The organism is Pseudomonas sp. JAI120 (genome assembly GCF_014207255.1).
Lineage (GTDB): Bacteria > Pseudomonadota > Gammaproteobacteria > Pseudomonadales > Pseudomonadaceae > Aquipseudomonas.
Genome location: NZ_JACHCZ010000001.1, coordinates 594,674 through 611,359, shown reverse-complemented (window position 1 = coordinate 611,359; position 16,686 = coordinate 594,674). Strand labels below are relative to the sequence as shown.

Annotated in this window: 14 protein-coding genes; 3 read left to right on the top strand and 11 right to left on the bottom strand. The window is 60.8% G+C overall.

Going from position 1 to position 16,686, the window contains the following annotated elements; translation table 11 throughout:
• Positions 1–39: 39 nt before the first annotated feature.
• A complete protein-coding gene (locus tag HDC32_RS02820; RefSeq protein ID WP_184744083.1) occupies positions 40–660 on the bottom strand; it encodes a response regulator transcription factor in 621 nt (206 codons plus the stop codon).
• A gap of 230 nt (positions 661–890) precedes the next feature.
• A complete protein-coding gene (locus tag HDC32_RS02815; RefSeq protein WP_184744080.1) occupies positions 891–1,604 on the bottom strand; it encodes a hypothetical protein in 714 nt (237 codons plus the stop codon).
• A gap of 334 nt (positions 1,605–1,938) precedes the next feature.
• Here HDC32_RS02815 and HDC32_RS02810 point away from each other — a divergent pair, with 334 nt between their 5' ends.
• Positions 1,939–2,556, top strand: coding sequence for an OmpA family protein (locus HDC32_RS02810; RefSeq protein WP_260403571.1), 618 nt, complete (start codon positions 1,939–1,941; stop codon positions 2,554–2,556).
• Positions 2,557–2,638: 82 nt separating this feature from the next.
• Here the strand turns inward: HDC32_RS02810 and HDC32_RS32205 are convergent, their stop codons facing one another.
• From HDC32_RS32205 to HDC32_RS02795, 3 genes are all read right to left on the bottom strand, one after another.
• Complete coding sequence (locus HDC32_RS32205; protein ID WP_184742400.1) at positions 2,639–4,132, bottom strand: methyl-accepting chemotaxis protein; 1,494 nt, start codon at positions 4,130–4,132, stop codon at positions 2,639–2,641.
• 346 nt (positions 4,133–4,478) lie between these two features.
• Positions 4,479–6,641: a TonB-dependent siderophore receptor gene (locus HDC32_RS02800; RefSeq protein WP_145337745.1), complete on the bottom strand. Its 2,163-nt coding sequence runs from the start codon at positions 6,639–6,641 to the stop codon at positions 4,479–4,481.
• 186 nt (positions 6,642–6,827) lie between these two features.
• Complete coding sequence (locus HDC32_RS02795) at positions 6,828–7,319, bottom strand: Lrp/AsnC family transcriptional regulator (RefSeq protein ID WP_131696139.1); 492 nt, start codon at positions 7,317–7,319, stop codon at positions 6,828–6,830.
• Positions 7,320–7,440: 121 nt separating this feature from the next.
• Between HDC32_RS02795 and HDC32_RS02790 the strand changes: the two genes are divergently transcribed.
• Positions 7,441–8,475, top strand: a complete 1,035-nt coding sequence (locus tag HDC32_RS02790; protein ID WP_131696140.1) for a histone deacetylase family protein — start codon at positions 7,441–7,443, stop codon at positions 8,473–8,475.
• A gap of 67 nt (positions 8,476–8,542) precedes the next feature.
• On the top strand, positions 8,543–9,949 hold the full coding sequence (locus tag HDC32_RS02785; protein ID WP_131696141.1) for an amino acid permease: 1,407 nt from the start codon (positions 8,543–8,545) through the stop codon (positions 9,947–9,949).
• On the opposite strand, the gene HDC32_RS02780 is transcribed toward HDC32_RS02785, so the two are convergent.
• The 6 genes from HDC32_RS02780 to HDC32_RS02755 all read right to left on the bottom strand — a co-directional run bounded on the left by HDC32_RS02780 (position 9,950) and on the right by HDC32_RS02755 (position 16,685).
• A complete protein-coding gene (locus HDC32_RS02780) occupies positions 9,950–12,493 on the bottom strand; it encodes an autotransporter outer membrane beta-barrel domain-containing protein (protein ID WP_184742398.1) in 2,544 nt (847 codons plus the stop codon). It lies immediately after the preceding gene.
• Positions 12,494–12,740: 247 nt separating this feature from the next.
• A complete protein-coding gene (locus HDC32_RS02775) occupies positions 12,741–13,502 on the bottom strand; it encodes a PIG-L deacetylase family protein (RefSeq protein ID WP_131696143.1) in 762 nt (253 codons plus the stop codon).
• Between the two features lie 177 nt (positions 13,503–13,679).
• Complete coding sequence (locus HDC32_RS02770; RefSeq protein WP_131696144.1) at positions 13,680–14,339, bottom strand: glycosyltransferase family 2 protein; 660 nt, start codon at positions 14,337–14,339, stop codon at positions 13,680–13,682.
• Positions 14,336–14,935, bottom strand: a complete 600-nt coding sequence (locus HDC32_RS02765; protein ID WP_184742396.1) for an SAM-dependent methyltransferase — start codon at positions 14,933–14,935, stop codon at positions 14,336–14,338. Before HDC32_RS02765 ends, HDC32_RS02770 begins: the two co-directional genes overlap by 4 nt.
• Positions 14,932–15,690, bottom strand: coding sequence for a PIG-L deacetylase family protein (locus HDC32_RS02760; RefSeq protein ID WP_131696146.1), 759 nt, complete (start codon positions 15,688–15,690; stop codon positions 14,932–14,934). The genes HDC32_RS02765 and HDC32_RS02760 overlap by 4 nt, the downstream gene beginning before the upstream one ends.
• Complete coding sequence (locus tag HDC32_RS02755) at positions 15,687–16,685, bottom strand: acyl-CoA dehydrogenase family protein (RefSeq protein ID WP_167656746.1); 999 nt, start codon at positions 16,683–16,685, stop codon at positions 15,687–15,689. Before HDC32_RS02755 ends, HDC32_RS02760 begins: the two co-directional genes overlap by 4 nt.
• Position 16,686 lies beyond the last annotated feature (1 nt).

The following is a 16,686-nucleotide window of genomic DNA, read 5'->3' as shown; positions in this document are numbered from 1 at the left end:
GTCAATGAAGTGTGAGTTACCCTTAGATCCATTACGGGACTAGCAGGTGTAGCGCCCTGCGAAACGCGCGGCGGCTACTGCTCTGTTGGGTACGTTCAGGGCACGTATCAGCGAAGACACGTGAATACGCACGGTATAGGGAGAGATTTCCAGTTCAGCGGCAATTTCCTTGTTGGTTTTACCTTGTGCGATCAAATTCCAGACTTCCCGCTGCCGCGACGTCAGTTTGCCCATCGCGTGATCACTTTCAAATGATGGTGATTCGGTCGGTTCGTATTTGACCACTACTTGGCCATTACGAATATCGTGGATGGCGTTACGTACCTCTTCGGCTGAAATGTTCTTGCCAATAAACCCTTTGGCGCCAGCCTCCATTACTCGCGTAATGATCATGCTGTCATCGACTGTCGAAACAACAACGACTGCAGTAGTGCCTCTTTCCCCGCACAGTTTTGCAAGCTCTTTCAAGGAGCAAAGTCCTGGCAAATATACTTCGATAAAGAGCATGGCGACAGGTTGCCAGCGATCCAGGAGAACCCAGACTTCCTCCAGGTTTCCTGCCTGTTTTATTTTTGCTCCAGGTATTAAGCACTCCAGTAATCCTGTCATGCCCTCTCGATAAAGTGGGTGTTCGTCCGCCACCACAATTCGGCAACTCATATCAGCAAGCACAACCCGTCCAGATCAATGAAAACACGCTTTGATCATGTCCGACTCATGCAACTTATGATATAGAACAGCTGAACTAGTACACCTGTACTAGTTACTAAAAGCCATTAAGCAATTAAGTGTATTTTGGTCGATACAACTGCGGCACAAACAGCGTGCTTGAACCCGTTGCCAGGAAGGGCAGTGCTATCCTCCTTCTCATCGCCTGGGCATAAAGATACCTAGTTGGCTCGAGTCTCATATCGCATCTTGACCACTTCAACGAGCCGCTCCTGTCCACCATTCGTGCCGGAGAGACTGGCCGACCTGATTGATTGCCCACGGTAGGGCCCTTCGGCAGCAAACCAATTCTGCACCACGACCTTCTGGGTCGGTTGTTGACCGGACGTTGATCCAGTGGAAATTTCATTGGTGAAGCGACAGGTTTCGAACGTCCCGAGTGCTGTCTTGATCGTCTCGCGGCCGTTGTAGGTCAGCTTTTCTGATACCTCAAACTCAAGCGTGTTGCCGCCGCTGACGACCTGGTTCTTGTAACTGACGGCGACTGTCTGCCCGGGTTGTAAATCCAGCGGCGTGGTGGGAGGAGGGGTATAAAGAGTAGTGGTCAACGAAGGCCCGGCACCGTGCCGATCACCATAGCGAATCAACTGGCCGTCCTTGATTTGCGCAAAGGTGGTCGTTAAATACACCGGCGAATTGCCTATGAACGTGGTGTGTAATGACGCCACTGGGTTGGCCCCTGCGAAGTCTTCATGGCCCAGCGTTTCGGTTTTACCACGATTGGTTACGGCAGAGGTGTTGTCGCGACTTTCAGACTCCACAACGGTGCCGGCCTGGAAATCCGCTTCATTGGTACACGGTGCCGAGGAGGCTGTTGCACCAACGGCTGCCTCGGTCCAAGTAGCGCTGGTGGTTAACAGCGAGATCAAGGCCATCGCCAGCGCAGCGTTCATTTCAATTTTTCTGGTGGTTATAGGTTTCAAAAAAAGCATCCCTGTTCAATACGATCGGCAGCGTCGAATAGCGTAAAAAAAGACGTATTAGAGCGCGAACAACTGTGATCCAGCGCTAAAGCGCGATGCAATAGGGCAGCTGTGCTATTGAGTTATCTCGATAGCCCCGGTTTTATAAGCAGCCAACGACAGCAGCACCCTTTATCCGCTCGACCATCACCAAGGCAAGGTCTGGTCAGCCCATATCGACGCCGCGCAGGACAAGGCGTTCTCCGACCTGGAATTGCAGCGCAACCTCGAGTCCGTCGTGTCCTCGTTGGGCGGCAGCAAGATCTTCGATGGCAGGATTCCGGAAGACCCTGACCAGAAGATCAAAGAATGGCCGTGGGACTTCGCGCTCAAATACAACAGTGGCCTGGGGGACATTTGGAATAACGCCGCGCAGGTGTTTGTTATCCATCGCGCCGACCGCGATATCTGGATTCATTTGTGCAGCTACGCGTTCGGCGGCGGCCTGCTAATTGCCGAAACCAAACCGTTGCAAATAACTGCCAGCCTGTTGCCGGCCAGTGAACTGAAAGCGCAGATAGATAAAACCGGCAAGGTGGCATCGCACATCAACTTTGCGACTGACCAGACCCGCATCCTTCCGGGTTCACAGCCACAGATCGAGCAAGTGTTGTTGTTACTCAAGCAAAATACATCGTTGAAACTGGCCATTAACGGCTACACCGATCACAGCGGTGATCCCGCGCACAACAAGACACTGTCATACGGCTGCGCCAAGGCCGTTGAGGCCGCCATCACCGCCAAGGGCATCGACGCGGCGAGGTTATCTGCGGCCGGATTTGGCGAGGCTGACCCGGTGGCCGACAACGCCACCGAGGCAGGCAAAGCTGAAAACCGCAGGGTCGAGCTGGTGAAGCAAGACTAAGCGAACGTTCAGGACCTGCGGCGGCCCGGGTCATCAAGACGAGCCCCGTGATGGCTTCCGGCTGATTGCGAGCCCCAAACTATCAGGGGTGAAACCGCCTCCCCAACGCATCCAACCGCACCGCAATCGGCGGCAACTGCTCGCTGCTCCTGGCCAGCATCTCCACCTCGTCAGCGGTGTTTTGAGCAATGCTCTGCACCGACTGCAACCGCCCCACAATCTCCAGGTTCGCCGAGGTCTGCTCGCGGGTAGTCATCACAATCCGCCCGTTCAACTCGTCGATCTGGGTAATGTCGTTACCCACCGCTTGCAGCATTTCCACTGCCAGTTGACTGTCCTCCACACACCGTTCCACGCCCTGGCGGCTGTCGTGCATGGCTTCCACGGCCTGGCGGCTGCCTTGCTGCAGGCCCTCGATGATGGTTTTGATTTCCTGGGTGGACACGGCGGTGCGTTGCGCCAGGCTGCGCACTTCGTCGGCGACGACCGCGAAGCCGCGGCCTTGTTCGCCAGCGCGGGCGGCTTCGATGGCGGCGTTGAGGGCGAGGAGGTTGGTCTGGTTGGCGATGCTGCTGATGACTTCGAGCACGGAGCCGATTTGCTCGGTTTGCGTGGCCAGGCCTTGGACGGTCTGGTTGGTGCCTTCCAGGCGTGAGGCGAGTTGGGTGATTTCGTGCTGGGCGCGGCCGACGCTTTCCTGGCCGCACAGGATTTGTTTGCTGGCTTTGCCGGCGTGTTCCACCGCTTGTTCGACATGCACGGCGATGTGGCCCATGGCGTCTTCCATACGTTTCATCGAGCCGGTCATCTGGGTGATTTCCGCCAGTTGGTGCCGCGCACCTTTTTCCAGGGTGCCGCTGGCGCTGGCCAGTTCCTGGCCCAGTTGGCCCAAGCCATGGGAGTCGCGGGCGACACCGTCGATCAGGTGGGTGAGTTGCTGCAGGAAGTGCTCGAAACGCCTTGCAAGGGACACGCGTACCTTGCCTTCACCCTGAGTGCTTTCTCCGGTGAACTGGGACGTGACGGCGAGCATCTTCTCGAGCATTTCCTGGCTCTCGACGGCTTCGGCCTGGCTGTGTACAGCGAGGTAGAGCAGGGCGACGGTTTCCATCACCACGTAGAAGGCGTGGACAAACACCATGGTCCAACCGCCGTGATGCGCCATCACAAACACCGGGAAGCCTTGATGTTGCAAGGCGTGGAACACCACGTGGTGCACGGCAATGGTGAGCGCCGCCACCAGGATCGGCAGCCAGTCTCGATAGAACGTCAGCACTGCCAGCAGCGCGAAAATCCCGAAATGCGCTTCGATCACGCCTTGTGCCTGGTTGATCTGCAGCGCTGCCATCACCATCAGGCCAGCGCCCAAGGCACAACGCATCACACGGGTGCCGCTGATGGCTCGATAGAGCGCGGAGAGCACCACGCTGGTGCCACCACCCACGACTATGGCCTGGAGCAACGTGTCGTGCCAGAACGCCAGGCCGAGGGAGAACAGGAACATCAGCCAGATAAGTGCCAGCATGATGCGGTCGGCCTTGCGGTAGTGCTCCAGGAAACGTGCGCGTGCGAGCATTCACTCTTACTCCATGTGGTCTGGCCAGGATCAAAGCATGCGGCGTGCCACTACGGCCCGCGTTCAGGCACTTGCGGGTGCAGGGAAACCAAAAAGCTTATCGGCTTTGGGGGAGGGGACTTTAAGCGCGAGTGCGTTCAGAGGGGGCAGACGACATTCCTGGTGACAAGCGGGGGGGCAATGTGGGAGGGGGCTTGCTCCCGATAGCGGTAGCACAGTCACAGCATCATTGACTGACCCACCGCTATCGGGAGCAAGCCCCCTCCCACATGAGGGCCCCCGTTCGCCACGGGGAAAGAGTTCGCTGAGCGGCTATCCGAGCGGGCAGCCGAGGACGCGAGGTGGATCAGAAGCTGTACTTGGCCGTCAGCATCATGTTGCGTGGGGTGCCGTAGGCGTCGCCGCCGTAGCTCACGGAGTTGGCGATGGTGGAGTAATAGCGGCGGTCGAAGATGTTGTTGGCGTTGAGCTGCAGGTCGAGGTGGTCGTTGACCTTGTAGCCGGCCATCAGGTCGGTGACGGCGTAGGCGCCCTGTTGGAGGCGGTAGGTGCTGCCATCCGCCAGTTTGACGTCGTTGTACATGCGACTCTGCCAAGAGATGTTGCCGCCCACGCGCAGTTTTTCCAGCGGGCCTTGGAAGTTGTAGCGGGTGGTCAGCTTGAACAGGTGCTCCGGAATGTCCGTGTCGTACTGCTTGTTGACCTTCTGTGGGTTGGCCTCGTCCTTGATGGTGTGGGTGCGGGCGTAGGTGTAGCCACCGCCGACCTGCCAGTTTTCGGTCAGCGCGCCTTGCAGTTCGAAGTCGATACCCTGGCTGCGAATCTCGCCGGAGGCTTCATAGCATTCCGTCTGTGGGCAGTTTTGCACGGTCACTTGCGTGGCGCGGTTTTCTTGGTCGACACGGAACAGCGCCACGCTCGCATTCAGCGCGCCACCCAGGTATTCGCCCTTGATGCCGACCTCGTAGTTCTTACCGACAATAGGTTTGACCGGGGTGCCGGAGGTGTCCTTGGAACTCTGCGGCGTGAAGATGTCGCTGTAGCTGACGTAGACCGAATGTTGGTCGTCCAGCTCGTAGATCAGCCCCGCATAGCGCGTGAGGTTGCGCGTGACCTTGTAGTCGCCGGTGTTGCTGCCATGGGCGTCGTAGTCATACCAGTCCAGGCGCCCGCCGAGGATCAGCTTCAACGGGTCCGCCAGGCTCAGGCGCGTGGTCACGTAGACACCGTCCTGGGTGGTGACCTCACGGTCGTTGGTGGTGTGGACGAAGTCCGGTTTGCCCGCGGTGAGGGGCCAGTTGGTGTCGTAGGGGCTGTAGTTATGGGTGGTCATGTCGTAGATGCGTCGGCTGGCACCCACCACCAGTTCATGGGTACGTCCGAATGCCTGGAACGGGCCGCTGGCAAAGGCGTCGACGCCAGCCTGGTTTTCGTCGTAAGCGGCCTGGTAGACCGTCCGCGCCAGGGTGTTGTTGACCCAGCGCGACTGATAAGAGCCGGAAAATAACGCGTTCTGTTCGGCGTAGTTGGCGTTGACCTGAAGCTTCCAGTCATAGGCCAGGCGTTGGCGCAGTTCGGCGAATACCGTGTTGATTTCCTGGTCCTTGTTCTCCCAGTCGGTACCGGGGTTGTAGGAGCGTGGCAGGTCGAGGTGATGGCCGTCCTGGCCGATCATCGACGAGCCCCAGAAGTAGTTGGTCTTGTCCTTCTGGTTCGAGAAGCCGAGGGTGAGGGTGGTGTCTTCGCTCAGGTCGGCTTCGGTGACGGCATAGAACAGGCCGTGATAGGACTCGGCGTTGTCGATGAAACTGTTGGCGTCGCGGTAGGAGGTGACCACCCGGCCGCGCCAGGTGCCGCTGTCATTGAGCGGGCTGGAGGCGTCGAGCTCGCCACGGTAGTCATCCCAGCTGCCGGCGGCGCCGGTGAGGGTGACTTTCTGTTCGTCCAGCGGCCGCTTGCGGACCAGGTTGATGGCCGCCGAAGGGTTGCCCGCACCGGTCACCAGGCCGGTGGCGCCACGCACTACCTCGACACGGTCGAACATCGCCAGGTTCGGCTGGGCGCCTACGGAAACGCCGTTGTAGCCGCTGGGGATGCCGTCGTACATCAGGTTGTCGATGTCGAAACCGCGTGAGGTATAGGACTGCCGGCCTGGGCCGTTGGAATAATTGAGGAACAACCCAGGCGTGGCGTTGACCACGTCGTTGATGCTGGTCATCGCCTGGTCATCCATGCGCTGGCGTGTGATGACGGTGACGGCCTGCGGGGTTTCACGCAAGGTGAGGGGCAGTTTGGTCGCGGTTTTCATCGCGCCGGTGGTGTAGGACTGCGTGCCCTCGGTGGTTTCGCCCAATTGCTGCTCGCCGGAGATCTGGGTAGCGCCCAGTTCCAAGGTGGTTGTCGGCGTTTCAGCATCGGCCGCGAAGGCCGCGTGCGAGGTGGCAAGACACACCGCCAAAGCGATCAGAGTGAGTGTAAAACCTTTACCGCCGTGTTGTTGCACTGACATGGAACGGACTCTCCCCTAAGTGCCGTCCTTGGCGAATAATAAATCTGTTGATAATTATTCGCATTATTGTGCCGCAATGACTTGAAGTAAAAAAGCCTTTGGGGAGAATTAGTTAACGAATTTTTCACATGCCGAGGGCAGGCTTTTAGCCATCACCTGCCGTGTTCAATGTCTTCTTTAGCGCGTTCAATCGCGTTTTGGAATCGCCACCCGACTCGTCGCCTTCACCTCGCGCAATGCCAGGCTCGACTGGATCGACGCAATCCCCAGCTGCCGCCGCAGCACGCTCTCGACAAACTCGCTGTAGCTGTCCAGATCCTCCGCCAATACCTGCAACAGATAGTCCGCATCGCCAGTGATCTTGTGGCAAGACAGCACCTGAGGCAGCTCTTTGATCACCGCTTCAAACGCATCCGGCGCATGGTCGGTGTGGATCGCAAAACGCACGTGTACAAACGCCATGATGTCCAGGCCGAGCAGCTTGCGATCCAGGTTGGCCTGGTAGTCCTTGATCACGCCTTCTTCTTCCAGGCGTTTGCGCCGGCGCCAGCAGGGGGTGAGGCTCAGGGACAGACGCTCGCTCAGTTGGGCGTTGGAAATACTCGCGTCTTCCTGCAGCAGGGCGAGGATGGCGAGATCGGTGTCGTCAAGAACGACCTGTTTGGTTTTATTTTTCATATTTGGCTATCGCGTGGGTAAAAACACCCGATAAAGCTATCAGCGTCAGAAGTAAAAGCAAAGAAAGCCCTGCGCTGCCAGAACAAAATAGACCCTGTCTTTTACTGGCGGATGTATCCAAATGCTGACTGTTTTTAGTGATGACCACCGTTTGCACCACGGCACCGAACTCAAGGACGGCGTGCTCAAGCCCTCATTCGAACAACCCAGCCGCGCCGACACCGTGCGTGACCGCGTCCGACACGTTGGGCTGGGCGATATCATCGTGCCGCGCAGCTTTGAGCGTGCCTGTTACGTCAACGCCCACAGCGAACGCTACGTCAGCTTCCTCGAAACCGCCTGGGCCGAATGGACCGCCATCGGCCGCAGCCATGACGCGCTGCCGCTGGTATGGCCGGTGCGCGACCTGGCCAATCAACAGGTGCCGGACTTTATCGACGGCAAGCTGGGCTTTTTCGCCATGGACGCCGGCTCGCCGATCACCGCCACCACCTGGCACGCCGTCAAGACCAGCGCAGATATTGCGCTCACCGGCCTCGCGCTGATCGACGAAGGCCACAACAGCGCCTTCGCCCTGTGCCGCCCACCGGGGCACCATGCGGCCCGCGAATACATGGGCGGCTATTGCTACCTCAACAACGCCGCGATTGCCGCGCAACAGGCCATCACCCAAGGCGCCAAGCGCGTCGCGGTACTGGATGTGGATTTCCACCACGGTAACGGTACGCAGAATATTTTCTACGACCGCCCGGATGTGCTGTTCATCTCCCTGCACGGCGAGCCTTCGGTGTCCTATCCGTATTTTTCCGGCGCCGCCAGCGAACGCGGCGCAGGTGCCGGGGAGGGCTTCAACCTTAATTACCCTTTGCCGAAAAACACCACGTGGGGTCAGTACAAAACCGCGCTGATCCACGCTTGCCAGCAACTGAAACACTTCGCCCCCGACGTGCTGGTGATCTCCCTCGGCGTCGACACCTTCAAGGACGACCCCATCAGCCACTTCCTGCTCGACAGCCAGGACTTCCTCAGCATGGGCGAGCTCATCGCCAGCGTCGGCGTCCCGACACTGTTCGTGATGGAAGGCGGCTACATGGTCGATGAGATCGGCATCAATGCCGTCAACGTCCTGCACGGCTTCGAAAGCAAGACCGCCTGAGCCAATAACAACACGCGCTCGATTCTTTTTTCTGCCAAAACTCAAAAACATAACAAGAGGTTTTGTGATGAAAACAACCACGTCCGGGCTTTGTGAAAAGCCTGCATTGCAACGCACCCTGAGCAACCGCCATATCCAGTTGATGGCCATGGGCGGTGCGATCGGCACCGGCCTGTTCATGGGCTCCGGCAAGATCATCGCGTTGTCCGGTACCTCGATCATCCTGATCTACATGATCATCGGGCTGTTCGTGTATTTCGTGATGCGCGCCATGGGTGAGCTGCTGCTGTCCAACCTCAACTTCAAGAGCTTCGCCGACTTTGCCGGCGCTTACCTGGGGCCGCGTGCGGCGTTCTTTCTCGGCTGGTCGTACTGGCTGAGCTGGAGCGTGGCGGTGGTGGGGGATGCGGTGGTGGTCGGCGGGTTTTTCCAGTACTGGTTCCCGCATGTGCCGGCGTGGATCCCGGCGGTGGGCATGCTGCTGACGCTGTTCGCGTTGAACGTGCTGACGGTAAAACTGTTCGGTGAAGTGGAGTTCTGGTTCGCGATCATCAAGATCATCGCGGTGCTGACCCTGATCGGTGTGAGTGTGGTGCTGATTGCCAGCTCGTTTGTCTCGCCCACTGGCGTCACGGCGTCCTTGAGCCACCTGCTGGATAAACAGGCGGCGTTTCCCAATGGCCTGTTCGGCTTTTTCGCCGGGTTCCAGATGGCGATCTTTTCCTTTGCCGGCACCGAACTGATCGGCACCGCAGCGGCTGAAACCCGTGCGCCGGAGAAGACCTTGCCCAAGGCGATCAACTCGATACCGCTGCGCATCATCTTGTTCTACGTGCTGGCCCTGGCGTGCATCATTGCGGTGACGTCGTGGCAACAGGTGTCGCCGAGCAAAAGTCCGTTCGTTGAGTTGTTTTTGGTAGCAGGCTTTCCGGCTGCGGCGGGGATCGTCAATTTCGTGGTGCTGACCTCGGCGGCATCGTCGGCCAACAGTGGAGTGTTTTCCGCCAGCCGCATGTTATTCGGCCTGGCAGACCTGGGGGACGCACCGGGTATCTTCGGTCGGCTGTCGAAAAGCAGCGTGCCGTTTATCAGCCTGGCATTTACCACGTTTTTGATGCTGCTCGGCCTGGCGCTGCTGTTTGTGGTGCCGGAGGTGATGACTGCCTTCACGATTGTGTCGACGGTGTCGGCGATCCTGGTGATTTTCACCTGGTCGACCATCCTCGCGTCCTATATCGCCTATCGCAAAAAACGCCCGGACCTGCACGCCAAATCCCTCTACAAGATGCCCGGCGGTGTGCCGATGGCCTGGTTTTCCCTGGCGTTCCTGGCCTTCGTGTTGTGCCTGCTGGCGTTGCGGCCGGATACACGCTTGGCGCTATGCGTGATGCCGGCCTGGTTTATCTGGCTGGGCATTGCCTTTCAGTTTTCACGCTTCAAGGCGGCCGGGGTGGTCAATCCCGGTCATAGGTGATTAGAACTCCATTCTCAGGCCGACCGTGCCCTGGCGGCCGTTGAAGGTGTTGCTGTCCAGGTTGCGGTTGTAGCCCACCTCGGCGTACAGGCTGATGCCCGTGGCTACCTTCAGCGTGGCGCCGGCGCTCAGGTCCAGGGTGGTGGACTTCTGCTCAGTGTCAATTGCTGTCACGTCGTTGAAGGTGACGGTGTTCTGCCCGGCACTGGTGTGCCAGACATTCGCCCGTACATAGGGTTGAAGCGGCACGCTGCGGACCTGATAGTCACCGCGCAGGCGTACACCCAAGCGGCTGGTGACGGTGGTGTCGGCGTCATAGGAGACGTCAGAGATCCCGTCGTTTTGCTTATCCAGTTTGGTCTTGCCGACGATCAGTTGCGCCTGGGGTTCAACCACCCAGTTACCCATCCCGGCAAACGGCCAGCCGACTTCGGCGGACGCCGTGACATTGTGCCCCCGGGTGTCCATCTTCACGCCACGATCCGACTCGTTATTGCCGTCGAAGCGGGTGCCCATCAAGACCAGGTCGAGGTAGGCCTGGTTGGCCCTGATCAGTGTCCAGTAAACCCCCAGGCTGTCCCCGCGCAAGGTGGTCTTGCCGGCGTCCTTGTCCTGCCAGCCACCGTTGAAGCCTTTGATATTGCCTTTGAGGGTGCTGTGGCCGACGAAGAACCCGCTGCGTTGGGTCAGGCCATTGTCGTAGGTGCTGGCGTACAGGTCGCTACCCACTTGGAAGCCGGTCACCGAACTGTCGAGCGACGGGCTGACCGTCCCGGTAAAACTCTGGCGCGTGCTATTGCCGTAGGTCCGTCCCCAGCCCGACGTGAATGGGCCGGTGTGCAACTGCTGGCTTTGGTCACCCATTCGCTGGTGGAAGGTGCCGAGCATGCCCTGCACGAGTTGCTGTGCGGCGGGAAACAATGCAGCGTAGATCGGCACTTCCGGACGATAAATAGGGATCGGTTCGGTCCCGGGATTGGGCGGCAGCGGTGGTTCACCGGGAACCGGGGTGGGTAACGGCACGATAATCACCGGGCCAGGCGGCACCACGGGGATCGTCGAGCGCAGGTAGTAGTTCTCCGCCGTACCGGCCGTTACGCCGCCCTTGAACAGGTAGTAGTCGAACGCCCCGGCGGACACCGGCCCGGCCAGCGTAAACGCGTTACCGCTGCCAGAGGCGCCGTTGAGGGCCTGCACCACCTGGATGCCGTCCTGCAGGGTCGCCGCCCCCGCGCCGCCGAGGTTCGTGACGTTGAGGGCGGTGGTACCGGCGAGGGTGCCCTGGTTGATAATGAGTTTGTCGCTGGGGGAATCATCCGCACCCAAGGCGCTTTGCAGTGCAAGCCGCCCGTTGTCGCCGGTGTAATTGCCATTGATGGTCAGGGTGTCGCTGGTACGGGTGTTGCCGGTGGTCATGTTGAGGGTGCCGCTGTTGGTGACGTTCACCCGTTGGCCAGCCGTAAATGGGTCGATCACCCCTGTGCCGATCAACAGTTCACTGGTCCCGTCGATGCTCAGGCTGCCGGTGCCGGTAGCGCTGTCACCCAGTTTCAGCGTTCCGCCCAGGGTCAGCTGCGACTGGTTGTCCAGACGAATGCTTTCCCAGTTGGGAAACAGGCCCGGATCGCCTGCCTTGGTATTGTCCAGTGTGAGCGTGTCGACACCCAGGCCGCCGTCGACCAATTGCGCCGCAGCCAGTTGGGCATTGACCAGGTTTTGCAGCACCGCAGTATCGTCACCCGCGCCCATCAGCACGAACGAGTGCAGGTTTCCGCCCGTCCAGCCGAACTCGTCGTTGCCAAAGCTGAGGAGTATCTGCCCGTTGACGTCGCCACCCGAGACGGTCACGACGTCGTTGCCACCGCTGACACTGATGTTGCCGCCGACAAAGGCCGTGCCCGAGATCAGGATGGTGTCGTTGCCGAAGCCGGCCACCAGGTTGCCGATGATCCTGCCACCCGACATATCGAACAGGTTGTTGTCGAGCTTCATGTCGACCCGGCCGATGCTGCCACCGCTCATCTTGGCCTGGTCGCCATCCTCGAAGGCTCCGGTGATGGTGCCGCCACTCATGTTGAAGGTATCCAGGCCATCGCCTTGGGCCAGTGAAGCAATGGTGCCGCCGCTCTGGGCGTAGCTGTCGACACCTGCGCCTTGGGTGACGGCGCCGGCCTGGCCGCCGCTGATCTGTGCCACATCCGCGCCCGAGCCCTGGCTTACGCTGCCGGTGATGCTGCCCAGATTCAGGCGGAAAATATTACTGCCATCGCCCTGGTTGAGGTTGCCGTCGATCCCGGCACTCGGCCCGTTCACATCCACCAGATCGTTGCCGGCGCCATAGGTCACATTCCCGGTAACTCGTCCCGTGGTGCTGATGTTCAGGGTGTTGTTGCCCGCGCTGTCGGTAAACCCCGGCGCCGTGCCGCTGTCGCAGGAAGAGAGGTCATCGCCGGCGGTGTTGTTGATGGTACACGCCCCGTAAGACGCGGGCGGCAACGTCGCCAAGGCAACCAGGTACAGCAGGGGCAAAGTCTGTGAGCGCATGATCCGTCCTCGCGAGAGGGGAGAGTTGCACCGATACCGGCAAAGGCAGGTGCAGGCCAGACCATGACAACGTGACGCGCGATACGGATCAGGGACGACGGGTTACCTGTTCGAAAACACCGGCCAATGCAAAGGGTTGGCATGGCTTTCTCGACTGCACCTCAAGCTGTGCAGCGCTTTTTGCACCATAGCCACACATCGTGCGGGGCGCCACTGTCAGAAATAACAGGTACAGACGAGTGGGCGATTACACAAACACAATTTCGTAAGGCTCGCGCATACGCTCCAGCAGCACCTGGGCCAATATCGGCGCCAGGCCAATCTGCGGGTCGCCCGCCAACTGGCTGGCATACGCATGGGCGGCGTGGAGCTTGCGCGCCACAGTCCAGGTGTCCAGGCGTACCTTGCGTGCCCGCTGCCAGGGGATCATCGCACCCTCGCGGGCGGGGCAGTGCCAGGCCCAGATCGGCAGTTCATACAGTTGCGCACCCACCAGGCTGCAGGCTTTGGCGCTGGCACGGCCGACGACGTCATGGTCGTCATTGCCGTCGTTGCGCCACGTGGTAAACACCACGTCGCCCGGTTGCAGGTAGCGCGCGATAAATTGGCTCAACTGCGGCTCGCGAGCGGCGAGGGCGTTGTCGCAGAAACCGCCGCGAATCCACTTCAGGCTGTGCAAGGGCATGCCCAGGCGGCGCAGCGCTTCGGCGCTTTCCTGGGGGCGCACCACACTCAGGCGTCTGGCCGGCCATACGCAGGAGCCCGGGTGGCTGGCGCTGCCGTCAGTGATGGAGATCAGTTGCAGAGGGTGTTCCAGGGTGCTGAGCAATTGCAGTAGACCACCGCAGGCCACCACCTCGTCGCCGGGATGGGGCGCGATGATCACCACGCGCGCGCCGGCGGGCACCAGCGAAGCGGTAGAGATAGGCGGGATTTGCGCCAGCTGCGGTGCGCTGTTCCAGATTTGAGCGGGGCCGCGATGGCCTTCACTAAGAGAGGCAGGCTTCATGGGAATTACATCCTTGTCGGTTGATGCTGGGTCATGCCCCGTTAATGGGACGACTCTATTTATTCACCACAGACTCCGCCGTGGTGTGCGCATGGCAATCCAACCCTGAATTACCAGCAAGGCGTCATCAGCATAGACAAGGATTGGTCGCTTTTACATTTTGCAATGTCGTTTTTTTCAAGACGCGCACATCAGGCTCTTCAAATAATCGCCGAACCCGCCTTGGGCACGGGCCTCCAGGCGCGCGCTGGTGATGACTTGCGGGGCGTGGCTCCAGGCGATGGACGCACCGCAGCGCTCGAGGTCGCGCACCAATTGCACATCTTCGTGACAGGGCAGCGGTTCGAACCCTCCGGCGCGCACATACGCCCCGGCACTGATGCCCAGGTTGGCGCCGTGGATATGACGGTGGCCGTCCCGGGCCTGGTATGCCTGCTGGTAACGGATCTGCGCCGCCGGCTCGAACCCTTCGCTCCAGGCGTCGACGGTCACCGTGCCGCACACCGCGTCGGCACCCAGTGCCAGCTGGGCTACCAGCCAATCGGGGGCCACGCGGCTGTCGGCGTCGGTGCACGAAATCCAGCGTGCGCCCTGGTTGAGCAGGTGCCGCGCGCCTACCCCGCGCACGTGGCCGACGTTACGTGCCTGGACTTCCAGGCGCTGCACCGGGAAACCCTCGGCAATCGCGGCACTGGCATCGCTGCAACTGTCGAGCACCACCAGGATCTGCACTGTTTCGCCCAGCAAGCCTGGGTGGCTGGCCGCGACCAATGCTGCCTCCAGACAGCCGCCGAGCAACGCCTCTTCGTTATGTACCGGGATCAGAATGCCGATCATCGCAGGCCCTCGAGGGTGGCGACCGAAGTGCCGTCACGGCTCCACAGGTCGAGCAGGAAATCGTGTTCGTGGTGGGTGGCGACCAAGGGCGTCGCCAGCCGCTCATGGAGCAGGGCATGCACCTGTTCGGCGGTTTGCGGGCAACCGTCGATAGCCGGGCGCCAGTGGCAGGCCAGCACCTGGCCATTGGCGGTGAGGCTGCTGAGGACGCGATCGATCAAGCGGCACAGGTCATCGCTGTCGAGGTAGTAGCACAGTTCGCTCAAGACGATCAGATCGAATTCGCCTGTCGGCCATTGCTCGGGCAGGCGGCTCTGCTCCACCTGGGCATGGGCAAAGCCCAGCAAGCGACTGCGTGCCAGGGCGACGGCGGCCGAGGCCGTGTCGCAACACAGCAGGTGGTCACAGCGCGGGGCCAGCTCGAAGCTCAATTCGCCATTGGCGCAGCCGGGTTCGAACACCGAGGCATAGCGCGGCCGAGTCAACAGCGCCAGGGTCAGCGCACGTTTGCGTCGCTCGTACCAGCGTTGTCGAAAGGCCCAGGGGTCGTCGTTACCGGCAAACAGTTGATCGAAATACGGCGTCGCCACACTCATACAAATACCACTTCAAAAGGTTGCAGCAGACGCTCCACCACATAGGGCGCCAGCACCGGCGGCAGTCCGATCTGCGGGTCACCCTCCAACTGGCTGGCGAATGCGTGGATGGCGTGGCGTTTACGCGCGACGGCTTCACAGCTCAGCGGGAGCTTGCGGGCGCGGTGCCAGGGCACCAGGCTGTTCTCGGGAGATGCCCAGTGCCAGGTCCACACCGGCAGCTCATAGAGGGCCGCACCCACCGCGTGCGCCGCCTTGGCGCTCGCGCGGCCAACGGCCTCGTGATCGCAATGGCCGTCTTCGCGCCAGGTGGTAAACACCACATCCGCGGGTTTGAGGTGGCGCTGGATGAAGGCGCTGAGCTGCTCTTCCCGCGCCGCCACCTGGCCGTCGCTGAAGCCGGCCCGCAACCATTTCAGGCTGTGCAACGGCACGCCGAGGCGATGCAGGGCCTGTGCCGACTCCTGCGGGCGTACCACGCTCAAGCGCTCCACCGACCAGTGTGTGGAACCGGGGTGACTGGCGCTGCCATCGGTGACCGAAATCAATTGAATGGGCCGGCCCAACTCGGCCAAGCCTTGCAACAGGCCGCCACAGCCCAACACTTCGTCATCCGGGTGCGGGGCGATGATCACCGCGCGGTGGCCCTCGGGTACCAGTTGTTCGACGCTGATCTGCGGCAGTTCGGCCATCAGCGCCGAGTCCTGCCAGCGGTGCAGTGGCGTGCCCTGGCCTACAATCGGGTTGGGTTTCATAATTGCCACCTGCCTGTGGGGTCCCCGGCGACCAGTTCGCCGAGGCCGGCCAGGTCGCGTTCGGCATGGCTCTGGCGGACATACACCGGCAGGTCGGCCATCAACTGGGCAAAGTGCGGATCCTTGCAGTACGGCCCTGCGCCCACGGCTCGGCCGACATGCCGCATGACCTGCTCGACGCTGTCCTCGATGCACGCGCGTACCTGCTGGGCCAGTTGCCGGGCGTCAGCCTTGGGTTCGCGGTCGATCTGTAGAGCGCTGGCGCGCAGCACACAGGCCGCGCCGTTCAGTGCACTGTCAACGGCGCCGAGGTGCGCGAGGGCATGGGGTTCCGGGCGCTTGCTGCAGTGATCGCGCAGCACCTCTGCCAGGCGTTGTGCCGCACCGTACCAGCAGGCGGCAATGCCAATGCCGCCTTGCCAGAACCCAGGGCGCGAGAGGTAGTCGCCGGGGCCGCCCACGGCAATGCCATGAGCGCCGTCAAAGACGACCTCGACGCTGCCAGTGGCGGCCATACCCACGGCATTCCAACCGTCGTTGGTGACCGTGATGCCCGGCTGATCCATCTGCACCGCCACCAATTGCTGGCTGCCTTGTTCATCCCAAGCCGTCAACAAACCATGGCTGACCACCGCCGCCCCGGAACACCAGGCTTTACGCCCGTCCAGGCGCAGGCGATGACCATCGCGGCGCACCTGCACTTTGGCGCTCGGCGGTTCTGCAGCCCACATGCCCCAGAGGCTGCCCAGGGGCGGCAGCGGGCTGTCGAGTTCGGCAATGATCGCCAATGCGTCGGTGTGGCCTTCGAACAGTTTGCATAAGCGCAGGTCATGGCCTGCCACTTGTGCAAGGCGGCTGAACCGCCCCAGTGTGTCGCCGCTGCCAGGCAGTGGCAACTGATCCAGGCCAACCTCCTGAAGTGCCCTCAGGGCCTTGCCCAGGTCCTGCGTGTCCGCATAGTCCTGGAAGCCTTGAAGGAATCCATGCAGTGCCATG

Bases quoted from the DNA above. Each gene is read 5' to 3' on its own strand.
- HDC32_RS02795 (WP_131696139.1), bottom strand. From the start codon at position 7,319: ATGAAAAATAAAACCAAACAGGTCGTTCTTGACGACACCGATCTCGCC.
- HDC32_RS02800 (WP_145337745.1), bottom strand. From the start codon at position 6,641: ATGTCAGTGCAACAACACGGCGGTAAAGGTTTTACACTCACTCTGATC.
- HDC32_RS02815 (WP_184744080.1), bottom strand. From the start codon at position 1,604: ATGGCCTTGATCTCGCTGTTAACCACCAGCGCTACTTGGACCGAGGCA.
- HDC32_RS02770 (WP_131696144.1), bottom strand. From the start codon at position 14,339: ATGATCGGCATTCTGATCCCGGTACATAACGAAGAGGCGTTGCTCGGC.
- HDC32_RS02775 (WP_131696143.1), bottom strand. From the start codon at position 13,502: ATGAAGCCTGCCTCTCTTAGTGAAGGCCATCGCGGCCCCGCTCAAATC.
- HDC32_RS02765 (WP_184742396.1), bottom strand. From the start codon at position 14,935: ATGAGTGTGGCGACGCCGTATTTCGATCAACTGTTTGCCGGTAACGAC.
- HDC32_RS02755 (WP_167656746.1), bottom strand. From the start codon at position 16,685: ATGGCACTGCATGGATTCCTTCAAGGCTTCCAGGACTATGCGGACACG.
- HDC32_RS02790 (WP_131696140.1), top strand. From the start codon at position 7,441: ATGCTGACTGTTTTTAGTGATGACCACCGTTTGCACCACGGCACCGAA.
- HDC32_RS02760 (WP_131696146.1), bottom strand. From the start codon at position 15,690: ATGAAACCCAACCCGATTGTAGGCCAGGGCACGCCACTGCACCGCTGG.
- HDC32_RS02780 (WP_184742398.1), bottom strand. From the start codon at position 12,493: ATGCGCTCACAGACTTTGCCCCTGCTGTACCTGGTTGCCTTGGCGACG.
- HDC32_RS32205 (WP_184742400.1), bottom strand. From the start codon at position 4,132: ATGCTCGCACGCGCACGTTTCCTGGAGCACTACCGCAAGGCCGACCGC.
- HDC32_RS02820 (WP_184744083.1), bottom strand. From the start codon at position 660: ATGAGTTGCCGAATTGTGGTGGCGGACGAACACCCACTTTATCGAGAG.
- HDC32_RS02785 (WP_131696141.1), top strand. From the start codon at position 8,543: ATGAAAACAACCACGTCCGGGCTTTGTGAAAAGCCTGCATTGCAACGC.